Annotated in this window: 19 protein-coding genes; 11 read left to right on the forward strand and 8 right to left on the reverse strand. The window is 45.4% G+C overall.

Annotated elements, in window-relative coordinates; translation table 11 throughout:
- Positions 1-15: 15 nt before the first annotated feature.
- From speF to J4N44_RS26075, 3 genes are all read right to left on the reverse strand, one after another.
- Positions 16-2,196: an ornithine decarboxylase SpeF gene (gene speF, locus J4N44_RS26065; RefSeq protein WP_005429232.1), complete on the reverse strand. Its 2,181-nt coding sequence runs from the start codon at positions 2,194-2,196 to the stop codon at positions 16-18.
- 444 nt (positions 2,197-2,640) lie between these two features.
- Positions 2,641-3,087, reverse strand: a complete 447-nt coding sequence (locus J4N44_RS26070; protein ID WP_005447369.1) for a helix-turn-helix domain-containing protein — start codon at positions 3,085-3,087, stop codon at positions 2,641-2,643.
- Positions 3,088-3,583: 496 nt separating this feature from the next.
- Positions 3,584-4,789, reverse strand: coding sequence for a tetratricopeptide repeat protein (locus J4N44_RS26075; RefSeq protein ID WP_005447367.1), 1,206 nt, complete (start codon positions 4,787-4,789; stop codon positions 3,584-3,586).
- A 513-nt stretch (positions 4,790-5,302) separates the two neighbouring features.
- Between J4N44_RS26075 and pulA the strand changes: the two genes are divergently transcribed.
- Positions 5,303-9,292, forward strand: a complete 3,990-nt coding sequence (pulA, locus tag J4N44_RS26080) for a pullulanase-type alpha-1,6-glucosidase (RefSeq protein WP_050941126.1) — start codon at positions 5,303-5,305, stop codon at positions 9,290-9,292.
- A gap of 122 nt (positions 9,293-9,414) precedes the next feature.
- On the opposite strand, the gene J4N44_RS26085 is transcribed toward pulA, so the two are convergent.
- Positions 9,415-10,548: a glycerate kinase gene (locus J4N44_RS26085; protein ID WP_252045447.1), complete on the reverse strand. Its 1,134-nt coding sequence runs from the start codon at positions 10,546-10,548 to the stop codon at positions 9,415-9,417.
- A gap of 149 nt (positions 10,549-10,697) precedes the next feature.
- On the reverse strand, positions 10,698-11,834 hold the full coding sequence (locus J4N44_RS26090) for a sugar diacid recognition domain-containing protein (protein ID WP_252045448.1): 1,137 nt from the start codon (positions 11,832-11,834) through the stop codon (positions 10,698-10,700).
- Positions 11,835-12,367: 533 nt separating this feature from the next.
- On the opposite strand from J4N44_RS26090, the gene J4N44_RS26095 reads away from it, so the two are divergent.
- Complete coding sequence (locus J4N44_RS26095; RefSeq protein ID WP_005428284.1) at positions 12,368-12,541, forward strand: hypothetical protein; 174 nt, start codon at positions 12,368-12,370, stop codon at positions 12,539-12,541.
- Positions 12,542-12,579: 38 nt separating this feature from the next.
- Here the strand turns inward: J4N44_RS26095 and J4N44_RS26100 are convergent, their stop codons facing one another.
- Both J4N44_RS26100 and J4N44_RS26105 read right to left on the reverse strand, forming a co-directional pair.
- Positions 12,580-14,268 carry an amidohydrolase gene (locus J4N44_RS26100; protein ID WP_252045449.1) on the reverse strand — a complete coding sequence of 563 codons (1,689 nt, stop codon included), beginning with the start codon at positions 14,266-14,268 and terminating at the stop codon, positions 12,580-12,582.
- A 79-nt stretch (positions 14,269-14,347) separates the two neighbouring features.
- Positions 14,348-14,719: a hypothetical protein gene (locus tag J4N44_RS26105; protein ID WP_005447362.1), complete on the reverse strand. Its 372-nt coding sequence runs from the start codon at positions 14,717-14,719 to the stop codon at positions 14,348-14,350.
- Between the two features lie 242 nt (positions 14,720-14,961).
- Between J4N44_RS26105 and J4N44_RS26110 the strand changes: the two genes are divergently transcribed.
- The 8 genes from J4N44_RS26110 (at position 14,962) to J4N44_RS26145 (ending at position 22,436) form a co-directional block, all read left to right on the forward strand.
- On the forward strand, positions 14,962-16,809 hold the full coding sequence (locus J4N44_RS26110; RefSeq protein WP_252045450.1) for a M3 family metallopeptidase: 1,848 nt from the start codon (positions 14,962-14,964) through the stop codon (positions 16,807-16,809).
- Positions 16,810-16,866: 57 nt separating this feature from the next.
- A complete protein-coding gene (locus J4N44_RS26115) occupies positions 16,867-17,403 on the forward strand; it encodes a DUF924 family protein (RefSeq protein ID WP_009701579.1) in 537 nt (178 codons plus the stop codon).
- A 143-nt stretch (positions 17,404-17,546) separates the two neighbouring features.
- The gene (locus J4N44_RS26120) at positions 17,547-17,837 is read left to right on the forward strand and encodes a putative quinol monooxygenase (protein ID WP_009695991.1); all 291 of its coding nucleotides are present in this window, start codon (positions 17,547-17,549) and stop codon (positions 17,835-17,837) included.
- A 204-nt stretch (positions 17,838-18,041) separates the two neighbouring features.
- Positions 18,042-18,752, forward strand: a complete 711-nt coding sequence (locus J4N44_RS26125; RefSeq protein ID WP_050937038.1) for an HAD family hydrolase — start codon at positions 18,042-18,044, stop codon at positions 18,750-18,752.
- A 152-nt stretch (positions 18,753-18,904) separates the two neighbouring features.
- Positions 18,905-19,222 (forward strand): DUF4144 family protein, encoded by a 318-nt coding sequence (locus J4N44_RS26130; RefSeq protein WP_038898286.1) that lies wholly within the window; start codon positions 18,905-18,907, stop codon positions 19,220-19,222.
- Positions 19,223-19,361: 139 nt separating this feature from the next.
- Positions 19,362-20,090, forward strand: coding sequence for a class I SAM-dependent methyltransferase (locus tag J4N44_RS26135; RefSeq protein WP_252045451.1), 729 nt, complete (start codon positions 19,362-19,364; stop codon positions 20,088-20,090).
- A 62-nt stretch (positions 20,091-20,152) separates the two neighbouring features.
- Entirely contained in the window at positions 20,153-21,403 is a 1,251-nt protein-coding gene (locus J4N44_RS26140) for a hypothetical protein (RefSeq protein WP_252045452.1), read from the forward strand.
- A 94-nt stretch (positions 21,404-21,497) separates the two neighbouring features.
- Positions 21,498-22,436, forward strand: a complete 939-nt coding sequence (locus J4N44_RS26145) for a LysR family transcriptional regulator (protein ID WP_005447345.1) — start codon at positions 21,498-21,500, stop codon at positions 22,434-22,436.
- A gap of 35 nt (positions 22,437-22,471) precedes the next feature.
- On the opposite strand, the gene J4N44_RS26150 is transcribed toward J4N44_RS26145, so the two are convergent.
- Positions 22,472-22,918 (reverse strand): hypothetical protein, encoded by a 447-nt coding sequence (locus J4N44_RS26150; protein WP_005447343.1) that lies wholly within the window; start codon positions 22,916-22,918, stop codon positions 22,472-22,474.
- 362 nt (positions 22,919-23,280) lie between these two features.
- Between J4N44_RS26150 and J4N44_RS26155 the strand changes: the two genes are divergently transcribed.
- Positions 23,281-23,772 (forward strand): VOC family protein, encoded by a 492-nt coding sequence (locus tag J4N44_RS26155; protein WP_005428296.1) that lies wholly within the window; start codon positions 23,281-23,283, stop codon positions 23,770-23,772.
- Positions 23,773-23,871 lie beyond the last annotated feature (99 nt).

Here is a 23,871-nt window from a genome sequence, read left to right on the forward strand (position 1 = left end):
TGCGAACGGGGTAGATTAATCTTTAAGGGCGTAGCAATGGGCGGTGGTGCGACCATTGACGTCTTCTAGGTACACACCTTGAATCTCTGGTGCGAAGCCTGGGAATCGGTTGATGCCTTCTTCTAGAGATAAGAAGTAATCGACCACTTGTTGAGTCCAGATTTCGCCCGTGATCACACAGATAATGCCTGGAGGGTAAGGAAGCGCACCTTCTGCTGCGACACGACCTACCGCTTCTTTCAGAGGTAAGTAATCACACTCGCCGCGGAAGTATTTGCGTGTTGCCACATCTGGTTTGTGCACCATAGTTGGGAAGTATTCGCTACGGAACATCGCTTTTTGTAGCTGTTTCACGTTCAGCTCTTTGTACATGTCATGCATTTCCTGACATAGCTGACGGATGGTGTAACCGCGGTAGCGTTCTTTGTTCGCTTCGTAAACACGAGGAAGCACGATGTTTAGCGGCGCATCATCACGAATGAATTTCTCGAAGCGGTTAATTTGCGCCACAAGATGACGGATCTTACCCATGTCCTCTGCTGGAGTGAGAAGGAACAAGATAGAGTTCAAGTCACACTTCTCAGGGATGATGCCATTCTCACGTAGGAAGTTAGCCAATAACGTTGCAGGAATACCAAAGTCTGCGTAGCTACCATCTTCAGCAATACCGGCTGTAGTGAGTAGCAATTTACATGGGTCAACGAAGTACTGACCTTCGCCGTAGCCTTCAAATTTATGCCAGCTTGCGTCTGGCTCGAACATGAAGAACTTCTTATTGGTTGCGATAAGATCGGTGTCGTAACTGCCCCATGGTTGACCATCCACTTGGTCAGGAATGAACGGACGAATCAGCTCACAACTTTTCAGGATTTCTTTACGTGCTTCGATACCAGTCTTAACCGCATCACGCCATAGGCGTAGACCCGCTTCACCATCGTGGATCTTCGCGTTCACATCCAATGCTGAGAACAGCGCGTAGAATGGTGAAGTTGACGCGTGCATCATAAACGCGTTGTTGAAGCGTTTGTGGTTACAGTAGCGAGCCTGACCTTTGATATGGTGGTCTTTTTTGTGGATTTGCGAGGTTTGAGAGAAGCCTGCTTGTTGCTTGTGAACAGACTGAGTCACAATCACACCCGCATCTTCTGGTTTCAGATCCAGTAGCAGTGGAGAACAGTCTTTCATCATAGGAATGAACTGCTCGTAGCCCACCCATGCCGAGTCGAATAGGATGTAGTCACATAGATGACCAATCTTATCCATCACGTAACGTGCGTTGTAGATGGTACCGTCGTAAGTACCCAATTGGATGATCGCAAGACGGAATGGACGTTCATCACGAGCACGCTCTGGTGACACTTTCGCGATTTGAGCACGGATGTATTCTTCATCAAAGCAGTGCTCATCCATACCACCGATAAAACCCCAAGGGTTACGTGCCGTTTCTAGGTAAACTGGCATACCGCCCGCTTGGATCAATGCACCGTGGTGGTTTGATTTGTGGTTGTTACGGTCAAACATCACCAAGTCACCTTCGGTCACTAACGCGTTACAAACCACTTTGTTTGAAGCCGAAGTGCCGTTAAGTACGAAGTAGGTTTTGTCTGAGTTGAACACTTTTGCTGCGTGTGCTTGAGCTTGGTGAGCAGAACCTTCGTGGATCAGCAAGTCACCTAAATCAACGTCCGCGTTACACAAATCACTACGGAATAGGTTTTCACCAAAGAAATCGTAGAACTGTTTACCTGCTGGGTGTTTTTTGAAGAACTGACCGCCTTGGTGTCCTGGACAGTCGAATGCAGAGTTGCCCATTTCCACGTAGTGAGTCAATTGTTTGAAGAAAGGTGGAAGTAGGCGACATTCGTATTTGGTGACAGCCTCATTGATTTGGCGACCGTAGTATTCGATTGACTGTCTTTCCAAATCGATAACGCCGGTTAACCATACGTAATCTTCTGCTGAAACTGGGTTTTCATCTGTGACCAAGAAAACCGGAATGCCATAACCCGTTTCAGAAATAATTTTGTGTAGACCAGCCTTAATATCTGCAGAAGTAATAATTGCAGCGCCAACGTCAGTTAATTCGACGTGCTCTAGTGGTTTTAAAGTTCGGTTAAATTGCTCATCCAAAGATTCAGATAATAAACTGAAGTCTTCTGGCATGTAATTACTAACACCGATAATTAAACGTTTCATTTGAAATATCTCTTATTTGTTCTGTAAAGACGACAAGCACAGATATTACAAACGAAATTAATATTTAAAATTCAAAAAACAAATTTCGTGATTATTAGTTCATAATTAAAACTCTTATTTTCTCGAAATAAAATTTCGCGATCTTTATCACTTTCCTTTCGATAAACCAATGATATTAGATTTTGGCTTAAATTGAATTTAGGTGAAGAATTATGTGACCTCACCAGTTATTATTAAAAAAGGAATCAAAAGAAAATAAAATTTTGCGATTTTCATCACTCTATATTTAATCACTTTGATTTAATAGATTAAATACAAACAATTATTACGCTTATATTTAACAATTTATAAACTATAACAAAAAGCCATCAACATTTCTGCTGATGGCTTTTTACTTTATTGTTTTACTTTGGTGGTTTTACTTTGATAGCAGCGAGAGCCAGTTTAATCAAACAAATGACTATCGAGCCTCACGCCATTATTCGACCACAATTGATACCGTTTCACCGCGATTCCAGACGAGTACATGGTGTGCTTACAGTCCATACATTCCACAAAGTACAGACCACTCATGCCAGCCATAACATGTAACCTTCGACTGTCACAGCGCTTACAAGACAAGCGCTGCACCTTACTGTTTACATCCACACGACGGGCGAAGTTCAGCGTTTCATGCGAGCTTAGAGCCTCAACAGCGCTGTCTTTAAACGGGTGCTCACTGAGCAAGTGGTTGATGGCATAATCATACACCGGAGGAATCGATGTTTTGCCATTCTCTATATTGGTTATCTTAGCAACGGAAACTCCCAACAAAGATGCAAATTCCACTTTGCTGTATTCCAAGATAAACCTTGAAGAGATGAACTTATCTGCACTAATGATTCTCAACATACACAAATCTCTAATAGACATAAAAAGAGCGTGAGTTTGCCCCTTTATGTTGAAAAGGATAATAACAGGTTGCTTCTTACTGTATTTATACGCAGAGTGTGCGCTATTTTATTTTTGGGTATATTGCGCTCAATTAAGTTAAAGATCAATAGAGATAATAGAAAACCGAAAATAGAAATTAAGATTTAGTAATATAAAACTTAATAGCTAATATTAGTTAAAGTAATGAATCTAGATAGATCAACACAAATTAAGCTAACAAATTATTTTCATAGCCATTTTATTGGCTAATCAATAATATTGGATTGGAGCTTAATTCGTGTATTTCCAACAAGGGGGGATTTCCCTCTATTTGTCGATTTATATAACGATAGGTGATTAAGTGATGGATTTCTGTTGAAAAATTGCATAAAGATCACTCACCTCTTTATACCTAAGAGATGCTTGGGTATATGCACTTGGTGGAATTTCTTATAACACGGGCAATAAAAAAGCCTCACGAATGAGGCTTGTTGAGATTCTGTGGCTGTAAGAAGTTCTGAGTAAAGTCGAGCACTTCTTTTGATGGTTGCTTGGGTGGAGAAGCAAACTCTTGCTGTGGTGGAACCTCAGCATCAAAGTTCAGCTCTGGTGCGCCATCAAGCAAACTTTCTTCTTCATGATGTTCTTCACTCAGCAACTCATTGAGTTCATCTTGATCTGGGAAGTAAGGTTCACGTTTGTAGACCTTGTTTAACGCACGAATGATAGAGTGCTTTTTGACAAAACCAGATGCAAGCTTCCTCTGCAGCGGTTTAGCGATAGATTGCAGCCCCACTACAACATCCACGCCGATGTTGCTTGCGACTTCATCACGAACGACACGTGCTGGCTCATAGCCCATGTTCGCGGATAAAAACAGCCAAATATAAGCAATCGCATTGCCTGTTTTACCGGTATCTTTCCACGCTTCTCCCGCGTGAAACATTGCCTCTGCGCTGCCACTCTCCGCCGCTCTTTCAAGCCAATAACACGCTTTCACCATGCTTTTATCTGTGCCAGTGCCTCTTAGATAACACAAACCCACTTGGATTTTACCTTCAGCACTGTCTTGCTCGGCAGCTTTCATAAACCAGAACAAAGCATCAGCACTACGCCCTGCCGTATTCTCCGGTGATAACTGCCATTCTCCCATATACAACATGGCAGGAATACAACCCTCATCTGCTGCCATTTCGATGAGTTGATGCCCTTTGGGAATATTCTTCTCGGTACCACGTCCAGACAAAAGTGCCTTACCCGTTGCAAATTTCGCGTCGATATCACCTTCCATACCGGCAATCGCAGTACGCCAAAAATTCGCTTGCTCTCTTAAGATAACATCTTCACGCATTCGCTCAGCCAAACGCACCACACCATACATACCTGTGACGTTATCCAGTTTGGCAGCTTTGTCGTACCAATACAGAGCGCGCTTGAGATTGTCTCGCTCTGATTCTTTCGCTAAATAGAGAATTGTCGGAATATGACCGGTCTCCGCCTTAAACTCACGCTCTTTACGTTCTTGTTCGCGCGCTTTTTGCATCGCCTTGCGATACGCCACTTCACGCGCTTTCCTCTCTGCCTCTAGACGTTGCTTACGCATCGACAACGAGATCATCCAAACAAATATCAGGATGAGTGAAAGGCCAGTTGCTGTAATAGCAATGCCCATACTACTCATAAACCGCCTCTTTTTAGGTCAGTGCTCACCGAGACTTTCCGCGCTTGGGAAAATCTGCAAAATTCTAACTCGGGGTATAATTGCGCCATCTTTGGCATACTCCGCTCTATTATATAACGACCATGTAGGTAAAATCTGAAGTTTACTGGTCGAGTATGGCGAATTTTTATTCGATATCACCGCAACTTATTTTTAATTAAAAAATAACACCCCTAATTTTATAGAAATGAGTCACAGTTTTGGGGCTTAGACATTCTCCGCCCCTATCATCCCCCCTTTCTCCTCCTATAAAAATTTACATCTTTAGGCTGTGCTGAATATCTCACTATGAGACCGTTTTATTATTTAATTTGTGAACAAAATCTACTGTGACAGAAAATTTTTACTTGTAAAAAACTTAACTGCCTGCTCTCACATTTTGCTGATAGTTCAGTGTATTAGCATCTTGTTGAACATTTCCTTTTCGGCATTTTGCCAATCTATTATCAATTCAATAACAATGGATTTGTAAACGTGGACAATAAAACATTTAAATTATCAGCGATTGCTAAAACCGTACTGCCGCTCCTTTCTGTGGCAGTCATCAGCGGTTGTGGCAGTGATAGCACAAGCGATGACACAACGAACCCTGGCTCTGGTCTACACCCTGCGGGAGAGAACGAAGTTGTCATCTATTACAAACGCGATGTCGCAGCTGCATCATCAGCAAGCGATTACGAAGGTTGGGGTCTACACCTTTGGAATGGCGAAGGCTGTACAAGTACCGATCTTGAAGAAATGGGGCTCCCAGAGGGCGGTACGGACTGGGGGTCACCTCGCCCATTCGACGGCATCAGTGACACTTACGGTGCTTACTACGTTCTGAAAGTGAACCCAGACGCATCTGACCCACACAACTGTATGAACTTCATCCTACACAAAGGCGATGAGAAGGCATTCGGCAGTGCAAACTCAAAAGTTGAGCTGACTAAGCTAGGTGAATCGAAAGGTTTGTTCGGCTTCCACGGCAGCAGCGAGCTTTACTACGAACCAATTGAAGAACGTCCTGTCGAAATTGACGGTCAAAAAGCGCATTGGCTAGATGCTAATACCATCGCTTGGGAAGCGGCGGCGAATGCAGACTCAATGAAGCTTTACTACAGCTTGACTAACGACATCAAGATGGATGAAGACAAGCAAATCACTGGTGGTACAGCAGTTGAGCTGACGAAAGCAGGCGAATTGTCTGAAGCACTGAAAAAACGTTTCCGTCACCTTTCTAGCCTACAAGCAGCAGGTATCGATGTTGATGCTGACGTACTTCACACCATTCTAAAATCGCAAATCGTCATGGTGGCTTACAACGCAGATGGCGATGTTATTTCTGCAACTGAAGTACAAAAACCAGGCGTACTTGATGCCGTATTTGCTAACAAAGATGCAGGTAACGCAATCGGTCAGGAACTTGGCGCAATTGTTGATGGCAACGCAGCAACATTCAAGCTTTGGGCACCAACAGCGCAAGACGTTGACCTGATCATCTACGATGCAGATTTGAAAGAACAAGCAACCGTTGCGATGACAGAAGATCCAGCTACAGGTATCTGGGCATCAGAAGCGCAAAGCGACGTATTAAACAAATACTACCGTTACCAAGTTAAGGTTTACCACCCAACAACAGGCGTTGTAGAAACCCGCCTTGTTACTGACCCATACTCGCTAAGCTTGTCTCAAAACTCTCTGTACTCACAAGTTGTAGACCTAGACAGCGATAGCTTGAAACCTCAAGGTTGGAATGATTACAAACGTCCTGAACTTGCTAAAGACGAAGACCACGTACTGTACGAGTCGCACCTACGTGATTTCAGCTTTAGCGATACCAAAGGGACCAAAGCATACAATGGTAAGTACCTTGCTCTGACAGAAGCGGATCGTGAATCGGTTTCACACCTTCAAGCTTTGAAAGACGCAGGTCTCACTACGCTTCACATTCTGCCAGCATTCGATATCGCTACCGTCGATGAAAACGAAGCAAACCGCGTGGATATTACTGACACGGTTGGCAAACTCTGTGACATTAAACCAGCCGCTTCTGTTTGTGGTACAGAAAACGAAAGTAAAGTTATTGAAGATGTCCTAAACAGCTACGATCCAACAACGGGTTCAGCTCAGGCTCTGATGAATGACCTACGTATGCTAGACAGCTTCAACTGGGGCTATGACCCATTCCATTACACAGTGCCTGAAGGCAGCTACGCGACCGATCCTAATGGTTCTAAGCGTATTGTTGAATTCCGTGAAATGGTTCAAGCAACACACAAAATGAAGCTAAAACTTATCATGGACGTGGTGTACAACCACACTAACGCATCTGGCGTAAATGATAAGTCAGTTCTGGATAAGATTGTCCCTGGATACTACCACCGCTTGAACGTAAACACGGGTGGCGTAGAGAACTCAACTTGTTGTGATAACACAGCAACAGAGAACCTAATGATGGGTAAACTGATGGTTGACTCATTGTTAGTATGGGCAGACGACTACAAAGTGGATGGTTTCCGTTTTGACTTGATGGGTCACCAGCCAAAAGACGTGATGGTTTACGCGCTAGAGCAAGTACGTAAAGTTGACCCTAACACACTATTCTACGGCGAAGGTTGGGACTTTGGTGAAGTGGCACAAAACGCTCGCTTCGACCAAGCAACGCAAGTCAACATGGCTGGCACAGAGATCGGTACTTTCTCGGACCGTCTACGTGATGCAGTTCGTGGCGGCAGCCCATTCGATGGCGGTAAAGACTCTGAAGGTAACCACCCACTTCGCTTCAACCAAGGTTTTGGTAACGCGGCATACGCTAACGAAGAAACGAAGACAGATGCTGATTCAGTAAACGGTCGTCTACACAACCAAGATCTTGTTCGCCTAGGTATGGCGGGTAACTTGGCTGAATTCGTTCTTCTTGATTACAAGGGCGACACTAAACTTGGTAAGAACGTAGACTACAACGGTGCACCTGCGGGCTACACTAAGATGCCATCAGAGAACATCTCTTACGTATCTAAGCACGATAACCAAACGCTTTGGGACAACAACGCTTACAAGATTGCTACAGGCACCCCTTCTGCTGAACGCGCTCGTATGCAAAACGTGTCTCTATCTACGGTAATGTTGGGGCAAGGTATTCCATTCATTCACATGGGTTCTGAGCTGCTACGTTCGAAATCGATGCAGCGTGACTCTTACGATTCTGGTGACTGGTTCAACCGTGTGTTCTTCAACGGTACGGACAACAACTGGAACGTCGGACTACCTCGTCAAGATAAAGATGGCGCAAACTGGGAGCTTATCCAGAAGATCGTTGGTGACAGTTCTGCGAAACCAAGTGCTGAAGATATCGAGCTAACTAAGAAGCAATTCCTAGAACTACTGAAAATCCGCAGCTCTAGCGAACTGTTCCGCTTAGATACTGCACAAGAAGTAATGAACCGCGTCGATTTCCGTAACGTAGGCAAAGACCAAGTAGAAGGCTTGATCGTTATGTCTATCGATGACGGTAAATCAGCAGGTAAAGACCTAGACACCAACTACGATGCCGTTGTGGCAGTGGTGAACTCAACGTCTAAAGAGCAATCTTTCACAGTGAAAGGTGCAACAGGTTTCGAACTGCATGAGATTCAGAAGAACTCAGCAGACGACATCGTAAAAGGTGCAAGCTTCGCGGGTGAGACGTTCACAGTTCCTGCGCTAACAACAGCGGTATTTGTACAGCCTCAGGGCGGTGCACAAGGCGACGGTCTACCGGTTAACAAGGACAACAAAGACGTATCAAGCATTCCTCCTTACGGTGAAAACAAGGTATTCGTTCGTGGCAGCATGAATGGTTGGAACCCTGTATCAGATTGGACAATGCCTTTCATTGGCAATGGCATCTACTCGATGACAGGTGTGCTTGAAGCTGGTGATCACGCGTTTAAATTTGGTGGAGAAACTTGGTCTACGGTAAACGTCGGTTGTAATTATGCGGAACAAGCTTCTGACTCACTAGACCTAGGCAAAGAAGGTGATTGTAAACTATCGGTAGCTGAAACTGGCAAGTACACATTTACTCTCAACGCAGCACACGTTCAAGATGACAGTGTAGAAAAACCAGTAATTTCAGTAACGAAAGCAGCAGATGCGCCAACGTTTGGTGACACGTCACTGTTCTTACGCGGCACTATCACCACTTGGGATACGCCAGCTGAAGACTCTAGCGCTAAATTCTCTTACGTAGCCGCTGATGTTTACTCACTAGACATCGCTCTAGCAGCAGGCAGCTACGAAATGAAGATCGCAAGCGCAGACTGGGCTGATGCGACCAACTTTGGTGGTGACGGCAGCGTGGAGCTAGGTAAAGCGGTCACCATGAATGCCGGTGGCGGTAGCAAAAACCTTAAAATTACGATTGCTGAAGCAGGAAACTACAACTTCCACTTCAATGCGGCAGACAAGGCGGCACCAATCGTAACGGTAACTAAGAAGTAAAACAGTAGGCGCAATCATGTGCTAGCTTGGGGAGGGTAACACCTCCCCTTTTTTGTGCCTGTTTTCCGCAACGACGAAAACCACAAACCTCCACAGCTCATCGCTCCTAAACACAGCGAGAGTTAGTGTGGCAACTGCCACAACCTCGCCACGTTTTCTGCCAAATTGGCTAGGTTTGTATCCGCTTCTTCCATCGCTTCAGGCAAGCTCATGGCGCGTGGCACACACACGAATACCACATCAATGCCATATTCGTAGACTGCTTGGAAGTTATCACCTGTACAGCCTGCTAGGGCAATCACTGGCAAACCATATTCTTTCACCACTTTCGCCACACCCATTGGTGTTTTGCCATGCACGGTTTGATGGTCAATACGACCTTCACCAGTAAAGACAATATCAGCGTCTGCTACGTGCTCTGCGAGCTTTACGGTGTCTAGCACAATCTCGATACCCGGTTTCAGTCGTGCTGGGAGGTAACCAAGCAACGCCGCGCCCATACCACCGGCTGCACCTGCGCCTTTTTGAGTCAGAACGTGCTTGCCCGTCACTTGCTCTGTCAGTTCGCCGAATTTGTTGAGAGCGGAATCTAATAGCTCAACATCTGCTGACGTTGCGCCCTTTTGCGGACCAAAAATTGCTGATGCGCCTTTCTCTCCACACAGTGGGTTATCAACATCACACGCCACCAGCACCTCACAATCAGCTAAGCGAGCGTCGAGACCAGACACGTCAATGCTTGCTAGCTCAACCAAACCACCACCATTGAGGGTGATTTCACGACCAGAACGGTCTAAGAACTTCACCCCTAATGCCGCCAGCATACCCGTACCGCCGTCATTGGTTGCGCTACCTCCTAAGCCGATGATCAAGCGTTGAATACCGCGATCAAGCGCATTCGAAATTAACTGACCGGTACCAAAGCTGCTGGTGTTTTTCGGGTCACGAAAATCACTTGGCACAAGATGTAAACCACTTGCCTCTGCCATCTCAATCACTGCGGTTTCGCCGTCCCCCAGAATACCGTAAAACGCCTTCACATCATTACCGAGCGGACCTTTTACGGTCACGAAAACCTGCTCCCCCTCAGTCGCATCAATCAAAGATTGAACTGTACCTTCACCGCCGTCAGCAACAGGTACCGTGACAAACTCTACGTCTTGCCAAACACGAGACAAACCCACCTTGATCGCCTCACTCACTTGTTTAGCGGTCAAGCTCTCTTTAAACGAATCTGGGGCAATCACAACTTTCATTTCATTCTCCTGAAAACAGCGCGCTGCGAGGAACAAGTCGCAACTCATCAATGTAGCTATTCTCACTCAAAAACTCGGCGCATTCTTTAGGCAAACAACCAAATCACACTGAGCTTATTTATTTATATCTTGTGCACTTGCACAATAAATCAACTTAACTTATTGAGATGACTGGCAATATAAAGCTCAACCAACCCCGTAAAATCATGCGTTGAAATGCCCGTCACTTCACTGATTTTATCTAGACGGTACCTCAATGTATTTCTATGAATAAACAATGCATTAGCGCAATCATTAGCGTTGCCATTGGCATGAAAATACGCCTCTAAGGTTTTCACTAACTGCCCAGATTTGTCTGCTGAAGCAAGAGAAGTCATCGCCTGAGCGAGTTGTTCACCTTGCCAAGAGTCGGCTAACGGGGCGAGTAACACAGGTATGCGATACTCAGAGAAGCTCAATGTGGTTTGTTCTGGATGAGAACGACGACCGACCGCAAGCACCTGCTTGGCACTTTGGTAGGAAAGAGGGAGTTGTTTTGCGCCATCAAAATATTGCCCAATCGCAAGGCGAACATCGTCAATCTGATTCGCAGTTAATCGGCGCTGAATGCGCTCAAGTACACTTTGGTCGCTGTTCGAGGTAGAGGAAGAACGCAAAGGCTTCAGAACGACAATTTCGTTCATCGACATGATCGCCACCAGCGGTTTATCTTCAGAACGATACAGTACGTCCACCACTTCACGTACCTTGCTCAAACTAACAGGAGCATTATCTGCAATAAGCTCAATCACCACGGCAACTCTTTGTGTTACTAAATCGATGCAAAGACGCTGAGCCCAATCGCGCAGATCTGAATCATTGAGTTGTTGGTTTAACCATGCTGATACAAACTCTTCTTGGTGGCGACGATCCCATTGCAACTGCTCCACCAGCGAAGCTTGCTCAATGGTCAGTTCCGCTGTCACCTTAACTAACTGAGCAAACGCTCGGATTTGCTCAGGTTTGCCAGTGACGCCCACCACACCAACCACTTCACCTTTAAAGTGCAGCAGCATATTGATGCCCGGTTTCACGCCTTGCAGGGATTGGCAACTTTGCTCATCCAACTCCAGCGAATCACCGTGGTTGAGCGCTAGCACCGCCCCATCGTGCTTTTGACCAATGCGCTCAGCTTCACCACTGCCAATAATAGTGCCTGCCGCGTTCATCACATTGATGTTGTGTCCAATGATCGACATAGTGCGATCGACGATTTGCTGCGCGAGTGTGTGGTCGAGAATCACCATTTCTGTTCCTAAAATCTCAACGATTGAGGCGTCAATAAATCACACTTTGTCTTCTATCGCCATGATATTGAACTGGAATCAACGCCAAAGTGAAATATCACCCAATTATACCCAAGTGACTTCAAGATGCAGGATTCAGAGCGTTGTCATTGATTCGAGAGTAAGGAAAACAACGCAGTGTAATAGCTAGCTCTTTCCAAGTTGTTTGACGCAGCCATTTATTTGACTAAAAAAGCGAGTCAAAGACACGCTCCCAAAGGGCACTCTTTGCAAATATAAGGGTCTTGGCTTGTATACTTTGTTGCCGATTCTTGATTTAGAATGACTAGATCTTTAAATCGGCGCCGCGTCTGCAAACCAAGTCATTCTCGCTGAACCTAGCATCTCGAGGTTGCTTGGGTATAACCTTAAATTATTTATGGCTATTAAGCCAAAAAGTCAGCCATCACTGCTTATACTTATAGTCGAGCCACCCAAGTTTTTGTACTTGGCGCGACTTGAACCGACAACCAAACAGTGACCGGAGGGAGACTATGGAACTGCGGAACAAGGCGGGCGACATTGCCAAAATTGCTGACAACCTCACCTTGAAAGAAATAACCGAAATGGGCTACACCGTCGATCTATGCGATGAAGCCTTTGATCCAGGCGAACATTGGAAAGCAGAAGGACAAACGCAAGGTATGGGCGAATACCCTGAAGAATAATCTATAGAACCTTTTAGCCGAGTGAATCATCGCTCGGCTTATTCATCATCAATTTGTTCATACACCACTTCCCCGCGCAGCACTGTCATGAGGACACGCGCTTGTGCTATGTCTTGTGCTTTCAATTGGGTAATATCTTGATCCAATACGGCAAAGTCTGCCGATTTCCCAACATCTATTGAGCCAATGTCCTTCTCTAAACCCAAGCTGTAAGCCGGATGAATTGTATATGCATCAATCGCAGCGGTAACGTTTGGCAAGCCAGTATCTCCCATCACCAAACTGTTGGATATGCCAACCAATGGGTTCAAATCATGCACATTCCAATCACTGCTTAGCGTCACGTTAGCTTTAGTATTATAAAGCGCGCGCAGGTTCATTAAGGCTCTAGTCCGCTTAGCGCCTAAGAAGGCTTCTGCCCATTGATGTTCGTGATACGCCACATAATCGGAACCGACTTGAAAGTCTGCCGTAACGTCCAACTTGGCAAACCTTGGTACATCTTTGCTGTTCACCAGTTCCACATGCGTCAAAGTATAACGACGCTGGTTACCTTGGCTGCGCATTGTTTCAATCGCATTGAGTGATTCGCGAATGCCACCATCTCCGATAGCATGAATGTGCGCGCTGTAACCGAGTTTATCGAGCTTGTTTAGCCATTCAGGCATCACTTTTGGTGAGATGTAATTCAACCCATATGGTGAATCAGGCAAGTAAGTATCAAGATAAGGTGCAAGGGTTTTTGCGGTACCATTTATAAAGATGCCATCGCTGTACATTTTGACTTGGTTTACCAGTAACAAGCGAGAGGTGTCGTCGGACTGAATGCGTTTCAAATACGTCAGTTGAGAGTCCATGCTGTCGGTCGGATAGATCCATGGTCGTAAAGAAACACGAGCGGTCAAATCGCCTCGTTTTTCGCTCTCTTTCCATACTTCATACCAACCTCGCTTCCAGTACATTCGTCCATCACCAATTGTGGTAATGCCGTAGAGCGCAGCTTCTTCTAATCCGGTCAACAAGCCTTGGTAGCTCACCGCAAACTGCGCACTCATGCTGTTCCAAGCCAGCTCCATCACTAAATCACCCGCGTTATCGAGCAAGATGCCATTCAACTCGCCTGTATCCGGCTCTTTGAGAATGCGACCGCCTTGCGGATCGGACGTAGTTTTATCAATGTTCGCCGCTTTCAGCGCAGCCGAGTTAACCCACATCGAGTGAGAGGTTTGCTCCATTAACACCACAGGCGTATCAGGAAACACCTCATCGATCACTTCGAGAGGTGTGCGTTGGTTTTCTTCCGACAAAGTAGCATCAAGCGTAAAACCGTAGCCCATCAACCACTCGCCATCTTGGACAAACTCTTTGCAGTCTTGCAGTTGTGGGATTTGCTCATCCAACAAAACGCCAGCTTGCAACAAGCACGTACCGCCTGCTTCGGAAGCCGCCTCAAACACATGGTTGTGGTTATCGACAAAGCCCGGTAACAAATAGGTATCGCTTAAATCCACCACTTCCGTGCCATCACCAACCCACGCTTGTGCCTTGGCTTTATCGCCAATAAAAGCAATCCGCCCGTCACGCACGGCGACAGCATCGGCTTGCGGATGACCATAAATACCAGCGTTGATGTACACCATGTCTGCCGTTTGCTCAGCAGCATTCGCCCATGCGCTAAATGCAGACAGCAACACAGCACCAAGAATCCGTCTATGAGGAGTTAACATGACACCTTCCGTTGTATTCGCTAACACATTGAGTATATGCAAACTGGTTTAGTTTGCTGTCGGTACAGGTTAGGCGTCATTATTTCTGTGCGCTTGCTTGGATTTCCTCTACAAACAGACGCACCTCTTCTAGATAGTTGCCATTCGCACAGCCCCAGTCACTCACTTCGATAAATTCACGCGTTAACTGACCATTTTCATCATGAATGACGTTTTGGCGAAACAAGTTCCAATTTGCCGTCTGTTTTGGATTGTTGGCATCCACATAACGCTCACCATAGCTTTCGATTAACTGGTTGTAGGCATTCTGACGCTGTTCTGCGTTTGCCGATTCACTCAGTATCACAGCGCAGTTTTTTTCGATGACCTGAACTCGGTCATTGGTTGGCAGCGTCGTTGAGCATCCTGCTAATGTTAGACCCATTAGACCCATTGTTATTCTTGTTTTCATTATTGTTTTCCTTACCTTTAGCACCACCGCGAAAGACCGAATTTTATAAACTGCGCTCCACGATTTCTAATCAAAAACGAAAAAACTTTGTGACTGACGTCTGCACATGTAAAAAGTGCGGTAAATTACTGTTTACAAGCCATAAAGAAGACAAATGGATTTCGCATTCCTTTCTGCTATTTAGACGTGCCATAATCAACGACGATAAAAACCTCAATAAAGCAAACATTTGAAGGATCAAAATGACTGCAACGGAATACCTAAACGACCTCAACCAACGTTACCTCGCTATCCATCGCACCAAAGAAGACTTCTTTTGGGAAACCTACATGGGCATCAGCGACGACCACGATGGTTCGACAAAAGCACAAACCGCTTGGACCAATTTCTTGAGCAACGCCGAACAAATCTCAGCCATCAAAGCGCAACTTGAATCGGCTGAAGCGATCGCTGATCCACAAGAGAAACAGCAAACGCAAATTGGTTTACAAGGATGGTTGGCAACATTTGAATCTCATGCGATTGAAGGCGAACAAGCTCAAGCCCAAAAGAATGCTCTGATTGCATTTGAAGCCGAGTTGTTCGAGAAAAAGCAAAATCACGTCCTGACGTTTACCAATGAAAACGGTGAACAAACCGAGGGCTCTTTGCCTGTATTGTCTTCGACCATTCGCGCCAATAATCACGAAGAAGTGCGTCAATCAGCACATCAAACGCTACTCGACCTTGAGCAATGGTTGCTGCAAAACGGCTTTATTGAGCTGATCAAACTGCGTAATCAATTCGCACGTTCTTTGGGCTACGAAACCTTCTTTGACTACTCAGTGAAGAAGACGGAAAAGATGAGCTCTGAGCAACTGTTCAGCATCTTAGATGACTTTGAACTGCGCACGCGCGATGCCCACCTAAGCAGCTTGGCAAACCTTGCAGAGCAGAAAGGTCAAAGCGCACTGACTGGCTACAACTTTGTGTACTCGTTCGCCGGTGACGTCATGCGTGACTTAGACCCGTACGTGCCGTTCTCAAAGTCGCTACGTCGCTGGGTAGAATCATTCGGTCGCCTAAATATCGAATACTCAGACGCAGAGCTAACGCTAGACCTGCTTGATCGTAAAGGCAAATACCCGAACGGTTTTTGTCATGGTCCTATCCCATCGTTCTACAATCAAGGCGAATGGGTTGCCGCGCAGATAAACTTCACCAGTAACGCGAAGCCAGACCAAGTGGGCAGCGGCTATGATGGCATCAATACTCTGTTCCACGAAGGGGGGCACGCTGCGCATTTCGCTAACGTGAAGATGAACGCGCCTTGTTTCTCTCAAGAGTTCGCACCAACTTCCATGGCATACGCAGAAACTCAATCCATGTTCTGTGACAGCCTGCTGACCGATGCCGATTGGCTAAAACAATACGCGTTGGACGCAGAAGGTAACCCAGTACCGGATGAGATCATCCAAGCGATGATCAATAGCCGTCAGCCATTCAAAGCGTACGAAGAGCGCAGCATTTTGGTCGTGCCGTATTTTGAACGCGCACTTTACCAATTAAGCGATGAAGAACTGACGCCAGAACGCATCACAAAGCTGGCACGCGATTGCGAAAAGCAAATCCTTGGTTTGGAGTGCAGCCCACGCCCATTGATGGCGATTCCACACCTTCTGTCTGATGAAGCAGCGTGTGCCTACCACGGTTACTTGCTAGCACATATGGCGGTTTACCAGACTCGCGCTTACTTCCTCGATAAGTTTGGCTACCTGACTGACAACCCAGAGATTGGTCCACTACTGGCGAAACATTATTGGCATGCGGGTAACCACCTATCGCACAACGAGACTATTGTTAGTCTCACGGGTGAAGGCTTTAACGCTAAGTATCTGGCAGACATGTGTAACCTATCCCCAGAACAAGCATGGGAAGTTCAGCAGCAGAAGATTGCTTCGCTGCAAACTCGTGAACGTGCTCCGGTAGCGTCTTTAAATGCCAGCATCAAAGTGGTGGATGGCAGCAAAGAGCTTGCAAGCAATACGATCTCAGACGAGCAGATGTGCGAGCAGTTTGAGCACTACATCGAAGAGACTTACGGTCGATAAGCGAAACCAAGAGCTGGGGGGTATACTCCTAGCTCTTTTTCTATCAGGGAAGCAACCATGTACCAAGATATCCTGAATTTCTGGTTTGAAGAACTGGAACCAAAAGACTGGTTTGTGAGTAATGCAGACGTCGATAAACAGATCGAAACGCGCTTTCTCACCACCTTAGAGCAAGCCGCTCAATCTGAATTGTTTGACTGGCGAGAGACGGCACAAGGTCGCCTCGCAGAGATCATCGTGCTCGACCAATTCTCTCGCAATGTTTATCGCAACACGCCCAAAGCGTTCGCTCAAGATGCCCTCGCACTTGCCTTGGCACAAGAGACGATTCGTTTAGGGTTGGACCAAGAATTGACCGACGTTGAACGCAGCTTTTTGTATATGCCATTTATGCACAGTGAGTCTAAGCGGATTCATGAAGAGGCAGAGAAGCTGTTCAAAGCTCTGGGGCGAGAATCTAACTACGAATTCGAACTAAAGCATAAGGTGATCATTGATCGCTTTGGTCGCTACCCACACCGCAATGCGATTTTGGACCGTGATAGCACCGCAGAAGAAGTGGAATTCTTACAGCAGCCTGGTTCCAGTTTTTAAACACAGCTAGCACAAAATTGAAGCAGGATTATCAATTTATATTTGATAATAAATCAATCATTGTGCTGTTTATCATTTGGTGATTCGCGACTAATCTTTACCTCGTCAACACGATACATCACGATCAACAGAGGATTTCCACCATGGCTAAATTGACCATCGTCGCTAACATCATTGCCAAAGCAGACCAAGTAGAATTGGTAAAAGCTGAGCTACTGAAACTGATTGATGTCACTCGTGCCGAGGAAGGTTGCATCAACTACGACCTTCACCAAGATAACGAAAACCCAGCGCATTTCACCTTCTACGAAAACTGGGAATCACGCGAACTATGGCGCAAGCACATGGACAACGCGCACCTAGCACAATACATGAAAGCAACAGAAGGCGCGGTAGACACCTTCACTCTAAACGAGATGTCGCACATCGCTTAACGCCTTGTACTACGCAGCACGCACTAGAAAGCCAGCAACCATCACCTTGCTGGCTTTTTGTTTTTCTTTCGCTTGTTCTCTTTTCCCTCCTTTCCGAGCGATTCAAAGCAAGCTTATGAAAACATGAGCAAGATCTGATTATCTCCCCCCTAAGACTGGCAAGATTTAAAGCTACTCACCCTCTGCTGTATCAAAAGGTTTTGCATGAAGTTAGACGCCGTATTGTGGGATTACGATGGCACCCTAGTAAATTCTGTTCCGAAAAATATCGACATCACCAAAGCGATATTGTCCGTTGTAGCGCCGCACCTGACCGGGGATAACTTACCGAAATACCTACGCAGTGAAGCGGATTATCATCATGCCAATCACGCAGCGAAAAACTGGCAAGAACTGTACGTAAACTACTATGGTATGTCCCAAGACGAAATGCTAATAGCTGGCACCATGTGGGCAGAGCACCAAGAACAAAACCAAACACCAGTGGATCTATTCAATGGCATTGCCAATGTGGTGAATGCGTTCGCGCACCTGCCACACGGAGTCTGCTCTCAGAACTCGCAATCCAACATTCGCAACGTACTTCGCGCCAACCAAATCAATACACCGTTTAAAGCCGTCGTGGGCTACGATGACGTGTCCAATGGACATCAGAAGCCGGATCCTTTTGGTGGCGTCAAATGCATTGAATCCATCTTTGGGCACACGGATAAACAGTTGCTGATGTACATTGGTGACCACGAAGCGGACACGCTTTTTGCACGCAATATCGAGCAACATTTAGGTAGCAACTGCAAAGTGATTGCCGTAGCAGCAGCGTACAGTGGCGCTCAACCGCAGCACTGGAACGCCCAGCCAGATTATGTGGCACATCAAGTAGACGACTTAATCGACATCATTGGTAAGTACGCTTAGCCTCAACATGCACAACACTGAAAACCCGAAAACCATCTCGACGACAGAAAGCCTTTTGCTCTCTTAAGGCTTTGTGTATCGTACTTGCCTTACGTCGCTTATTTAGCACGTAGACGATTTAAAATGACCCACTCCAATATTAAGGTAACGCAATGATCACATGGCCTTGTTTACTTAAACTCGATGGTGACGATGAACTGGTGTATTTAGCTTCACCAAAGCAGCTAAATGCAGAATGCCAAGCCTTGATTTGGGGTCAGGATGACATAGTGATTGATACGCAAGGTCATTGCTTTGCATTGAAAACCAGTGCCAACAACACGGTGGAATTGGACCTTTTGCCACAAACATTGAATGTGCAGCAAGTGACAGAGCTGATTCAAAAGCACGAATTTAGCAAAGCACAACGTTGCATCATCAAAATCCATTTTGTGTCGGTCCAGCAAGCGATTGAAGCGTTGGCTGATTAACAATTACGCCCTTGTTTTTATGCTGAGATAAAAACATAAGCACATGAATTTCGATACTTTCTCATTTTGAGACTCATAATCACTAAAAACAGCGGAGTGATTCTTGCTACCTCAATCTTTTGGCTTTGAGGAAAATGACATGCAAGACAAAGTTCGCCAACTGGATGCGCAGCAAACCACCTCATTTGACACGGAATACATCGATAAAGGCATGTTTGAAGTACTAACCAAACAACTCAACATGCTCTATCCTACCCAGCAACCTTTTCACCTACTCGATGTAGGTGGCGGGAATGGAATGTATGCAGATAAGATTTTGAATCATTATCCCAATGCTCAAGTCACGCTCATCGAGCCAGAAGCGTCACTCATCGCCAAAAACCGTCCCAACCCAAACAAACATCTGGTCTGCCACCTTTTCCAAGATGCTGCGCTTGAAAGCAGTTTTGATATCATCCAGTTCAACTGGGTCTTGCATCACTTTGTTACCGACACCTATCAGTCCACCAAGCAAGTACAGCAAGAGGCTCTTCATTGTGCCTACCGGCATTTAACCCCAGGAGGGCTGATTGTCATGTTTGAAAACTTCTACGAAGGGCTTTTAGTGAACAATTTACTCAGTTCACTGATTTATCGATCTACCTCATCCAAGCTACTAGCACCGCTCACTCAACGACTAGGTGCGAACACTGCGGGCGTTGGTGTCTGCTTCCATAGTCGTACTACTTGGCACGATATGATCATTGAAGCGGGCTTTAAAACCGTCTTGCACGTTCCCTTCTATGCCTTTGGCAATTTGAGTAGTCTCAAGATCAAAGCGTTGCATTTGCGAAAACAAAATGTGGGATTATTGATTGGTAAAAAGTAGCTAATCCGCTATTAAAATTTGTTAATCTGGCACGATGAAACGTGTGAATAGTGAAGCCGCTTATGAACAAGGTCGTATTGGTATTTGGTGGATTGGGGAGCGCCAAATCGTCTGTGGTAGGTTTGTATAAGAACCTTCTGCACACCTTAAGTTCTCGCTTTGATGTCGTCGCCATTGACCCTGCAGTTCAACATCCCAAGTCCTGTGCATCGCAGTTCCAATTCCCTTACTCCGCTCGCTACGCCGATCTTGATGCGTTTTTACAAGCTCATTCACACACTGACGTTGCTGCCACCTTCATTCTAACGCCGGTTAGCACACATCTTTCCATCATTGAACAAGTGAGTAATGCCCTCGACATTCAAAGCCTGTTGTTTGTGGTTGAGAAACCGTCCTTCTCTTTAGCTGAAATCGACACAGGCTTTAACCAAGTCATCCCTGAGCTTAAACGTCGCGGAGCACAGTTTTACTTTATTGATACCGCTTTGGTTTCCCCTTCGTTGGAAGCACTCTTTGCCGATTCATCTATCGCGCTACCTGGCTCTGCCCCGCGGAAGATCATCGCGATTGCAGCCGACAACCCTATCGACAATGATGAAGCGATCCAAGACTTTCGTTTTGAAAACCGAATTGAATTACTCAACGCGAGAAAGCTACTTAACTTAGCCACCAGCGGCGGCGGAGGTTATGGCTTTGATATGGGCATCCATGCGATTGCTGGGCTAGTTCGCTACCTGCATAAATCCGGCATAGGAGACTCGCAAGTTGAACTAAAACAGATCCGTGCCGAACGTATTAACGAATCGCAATTGGAGTACACACAAGGCGCTGAAACCCATCTCTATATCGAAGGCGAACTCACACCTCCGGAGGGCAATATTGAAGTCGTGATTGAGGCAGGAAAAGCGGGGGATATTTGGGACAGACGGTTGGAACTGCACTACACAGACCGCGTCATCGCAATTGGCTTTGGCACACTCAAGCATCCTCCTTATCTTTGGGAGAGAAGCCCCAATGGCATCAAGAGCACCACATTTGATGTTTCTGGCTCAGGTTATACAATGCACTTTAACGACATCCTATGCGCGCTTGGTTTTGACGCAGAGCCTTTGCTCTCACAACAAGAAAGCGAAGCCTTGATGTCACAATCGATGAACTTGCTGCGCTGCGTATTTGACGCCATCGGCGATACCCATCAAGTTCGCGAACGAAACATTACCGTGGTTGATAAACACATACCCAAATACCTATCGGAAGCAGAGCTAGAGATTAGGAAAGAGCTCAGTCAATACCTCAACAGTTTGATTCATTAAATGGGCAACGAGTCAGTATTTCTGGCTCAATTCAATTAAGTGATATAGTTTCTATTCATACCCTTCAATTTATAAGTTGAATGATAGGAATATCATGATAAATCTATCTCACTTAATCAAAAATGATATGAACCTGCTGATTTGTCTGTACGTTTTACTGCAAGAACGCAGCGTGAGCAGAACCGCAGAAAAGCTATTCTTATCTCAATCGGCCGTCAGTAAACAACTTACTAAATTGCGCCAGGAGTTTGATGACCCCTTATTCGAGCGAGAATCCAAAGGTTTATTGCCGACCCCAAAAGCGTTGGCATTGGAGAGCAAACTGCAACAAATCCTGATGCAAATTGATCAGCTTCGTGAACCAGAAGAATTTGACCCAGAACGCTCGACTCGCGTTTTTAGTATCGATCTTATCGAAACCGCTTACTCCACAATTTACCCACGTTTTCTGCCTCAGGCGTTATCCAGTGCACCGAACATCACCATCAAAAGTGCCGATTGGAGCCACAGCAGTATTACTCGATTACAAAGGCGAGAAATCGATTTTGGTGTCGGTATTTTTGAGTTTGATGATCGTTCGAAAACCCATGTCGACACCATCCCTGACACACTGAATTACGCGGAACTGATGCGCGATACTTCGGCATGTATATTGAGAAAAGGACACCCTGCATTAGAGGAAGAATGGAACCTTGATGCGTTCTTAAAGTACCGCCATATACAAGTCATCACAGGAGGCGTGTCTAGTTGGCTACTGCACGAGGTGCTCGACACAAAACGACTGCGCATTGATAACGCCGTCAACATGTCCGATATTTCCAGCGCGGTAAAACTATGTGAAAAAAGCGACTTGGTACTGACCTACCCCTACAAAAGCATCCGCGAGTTCGAAGGTAAATCAGACATTGTGATCAAGCCGCTCCCGATAGAGATGGAGCCCGGTGGGTTCTTTCTACTTTGGAACAAGCAACTCGACAACGACCCAAGCCATAAATGGTTAAGAGAGCTAATCGTCAGTCAGTCTTACGCTTAATCTCAGAGCCTGTTACCAAAGTAGAAAATGCAAAGCTATGAATTGATGTACTTTAGATGAACATTCAAGCGCCAAAAGTAGAGTGCTTGCAAAGCGATAACAGAGAATGTCGAAAGTAATTCAATAATAAAATAATGTTGATCGCCAAAATCAAAAGATACGATAGCCATCCCAACAAGCACAGATAAAGCGACAAACCTAAAAGACAAAGGGATAGATAAAGCGATAGAGCGAAGAATGTAGGTTTTACCATCTCTATTGTTCGTTCTATACGTGACACCTACCCCCAAAATTGACACAACTAAGATACCGATAGCCTCGGTTATCATAGCTTCATTGCTTGCATACGGTGCCAAGATCATCAAGTACGGGGTTACCGTATAAAAGATTAAGAATATTAAAGCGTATTTAATCCAATCACTGTCTGGCACTTTGTTGTCTCTTAGCTCCTCAGACAGCTTTGATGTTTTCCAAATGTACAAATCCTTATTCCTTTTATATGTGAGCTCAGATTAAAGGCTCCCCTAAAACCCAACTACCAACGTTCAAACACAACTAGTTAATATCAATAAAAACAGATAACTAGCAGCAACTTCGGTCTGAAGTTTACCTCACAAAACCATTCACAATCGATATAAAACAATCCAAAAAGCAAAGGAATTTATAAGATAACCGTTTGATAAGCTCGCGGAATACATTTGTTTATTCTTCTCCTTACCCATCAATAACAAAATATTATCATAATAAAAATTATTGATAATTTCATGTAATCAGAAATTCTCCATATACTCACCTCCATCGAAACGAAACACGAATTAATCATCACAGTTTTTGGAGCAGAATTATGAAAATGAATCACGTAGGCATCATGGTTGGCGATATGGACAAAGCAGTAGAGTTCTACACTAAAGCGCTTGGTCTTCGCATTGTAATGAACAACACAAAAGTTATCGAAGAGCGCGAATCAGCAATCGGTCGTATGTGTATCGCCGTATTCGGTGAAGGCTTCAAAGGCTTCAACATCGCTCACCTAGTGACGTCTGACGGTATCGGTGTTGAGCTGTTTGAAATGAAAGAGCGTCAAGAGCGTCACGAAGTAGACTTCTCTCGCCTAGGCATCTTCCACTTCTGTCTACAAGTAGCGAAAGAGCAGTTCCCACAAACAATCAAACGTATTGAAGAGTTTGGTGGTAAAGCTCGCATGGACATCATGCGCTACCACCCAGAAGACGACAGCAAACAAGCTCAAATGATCTACATGGAAGACCCGTTTGGTAACTTGTTCGAGCTTTACTCACACACTTACGAAGAGACTTACGCGTCTGATTACGAATAATTAAACGTCTAAGAAAGAAAAAGGACTGGCACTAAGCCAGTCTTTTTTTAATAACATCAGTTTATTAAGCTCAACCAATCTATATTTCTTCTTTTTTAA

The organism is Vibrio sp. SCSIO 43155 (genome assembly GCF_023716605.1).
GTDB lineage: Bacteria > Pseudomonadota > Gammaproteobacteria > Enterobacterales > Vibrionaceae > Vibrio > Vibrio harveyi.

Excerpts from the sequence above, each read along its gene's own strand:
- J4N44_RS26090 (WP_252045448.1), bottom strand. The coding sequence starts at position 11,834 with ATGGTGATTCTCGACCACACACTCGCGCAGCAAATCGTCGATCGCACT.
- J4N44_RS26085 (WP_252045447.1), bottom strand. The coding sequence starts at position 10,548 with ATGAAAGTTGTGATTGCCCCAGATTCGTTTAAAGAGAGCTTGACCGCT.
- speF (WP_005429232.1), bottom strand. The coding sequence starts at position 2,196 with ATGAAACGTTTAATTATCGGTGTTAGTAATTACATGCCAGAAGACTTC.
- J4N44_RS26115 (WP_009701579.1), top strand. The coding sequence starts at position 16,867 with ATGTACCAAGATATCCTGAATTTCTGGTTTGAAGAACTGGAACCAAAA.
- J4N44_RS26130 (WP_038898286.1), top strand. The coding sequence starts at position 18,905 with ATGATCACATGGCCTTGTTTACTTAAACTCGATGGTGACGATGAACTG.
- J4N44_RS26075 (WP_005447367.1), bottom strand. The coding sequence starts at position 4,789 with ATGAGTAGTATGGGCATTGCTATTACAGCAACTGGCCTTTCACTCATC.
- J4N44_RS26125 (WP_050937038.1), top strand. The coding sequence starts at position 18,042 with ATGAAGTTAGACGCCGTATTGTGGGATTACGATGGCACCCTAGTAAAT.
- J4N44_RS26105 (WP_005447362.1), bottom strand. The coding sequence starts at position 14,719 with ATGAAAACAAGAATAACAATGGGTCTAATGGGTCTAACATTAGCAGGA.
- J4N44_RS26070 (WP_005447369.1), bottom strand. The coding sequence starts at position 3,087 with ATGTTGAGAATCATTAGTGCAGATAAGTTCATCTCTTCAAGGTTTATC.
- J4N44_RS26120 (WP_009695991.1), top strand. The coding sequence starts at position 17,547 with ATGGCTAAATTGACCATCGTCGCTAACATCATTGCCAAAGCAGACCAA.
- J4N44_RS26110 (WP_252045450.1), top strand. The coding sequence starts at position 14,962 with ATGACTGCAACGGAATACCTAAACGACCTCAACCAACGTTACCTCGCT.
- J4N44_RS26135 (WP_252045451.1), top strand. The coding sequence starts at position 19,362 with ATGCAAGACAAAGTTCGCCAACTGGATGCGCAGCAAACCACCTCATTT.
- J4N44_RS26155 (WP_005428296.1), top strand. The coding sequence starts at position 23,281 with ATGAAAATGAATCACGTAGGCATCATGGTTGGCGATATGGACAAAGCA.
- J4N44_RS26145 (WP_005447345.1), top strand. The coding sequence starts at position 21,498 with ATGATAAATCTATCTCACTTAATCAAAAATGATATGAACCTGCTGATT.
- J4N44_RS26095 (WP_005428284.1), top strand. The coding sequence starts at position 12,368 with ATGGAACTGCGGAACAAGGCGGGCGACATTGCCAAAATTGCTGACAAC.
- J4N44_RS26100 (WP_252045449.1), bottom strand. The coding sequence starts at position 14,268 with ATGTTAACTCCTCATAGACGGATTCTTGGTGCTGTGTTGCTGTCTGCA.
- J4N44_RS26140 (WP_252045452.1), top strand. The coding sequence starts at position 20,153 with ATGAACAAGGTCGTATTGGTATTTGGTGGATTGGGGAGCGCCAAATCG.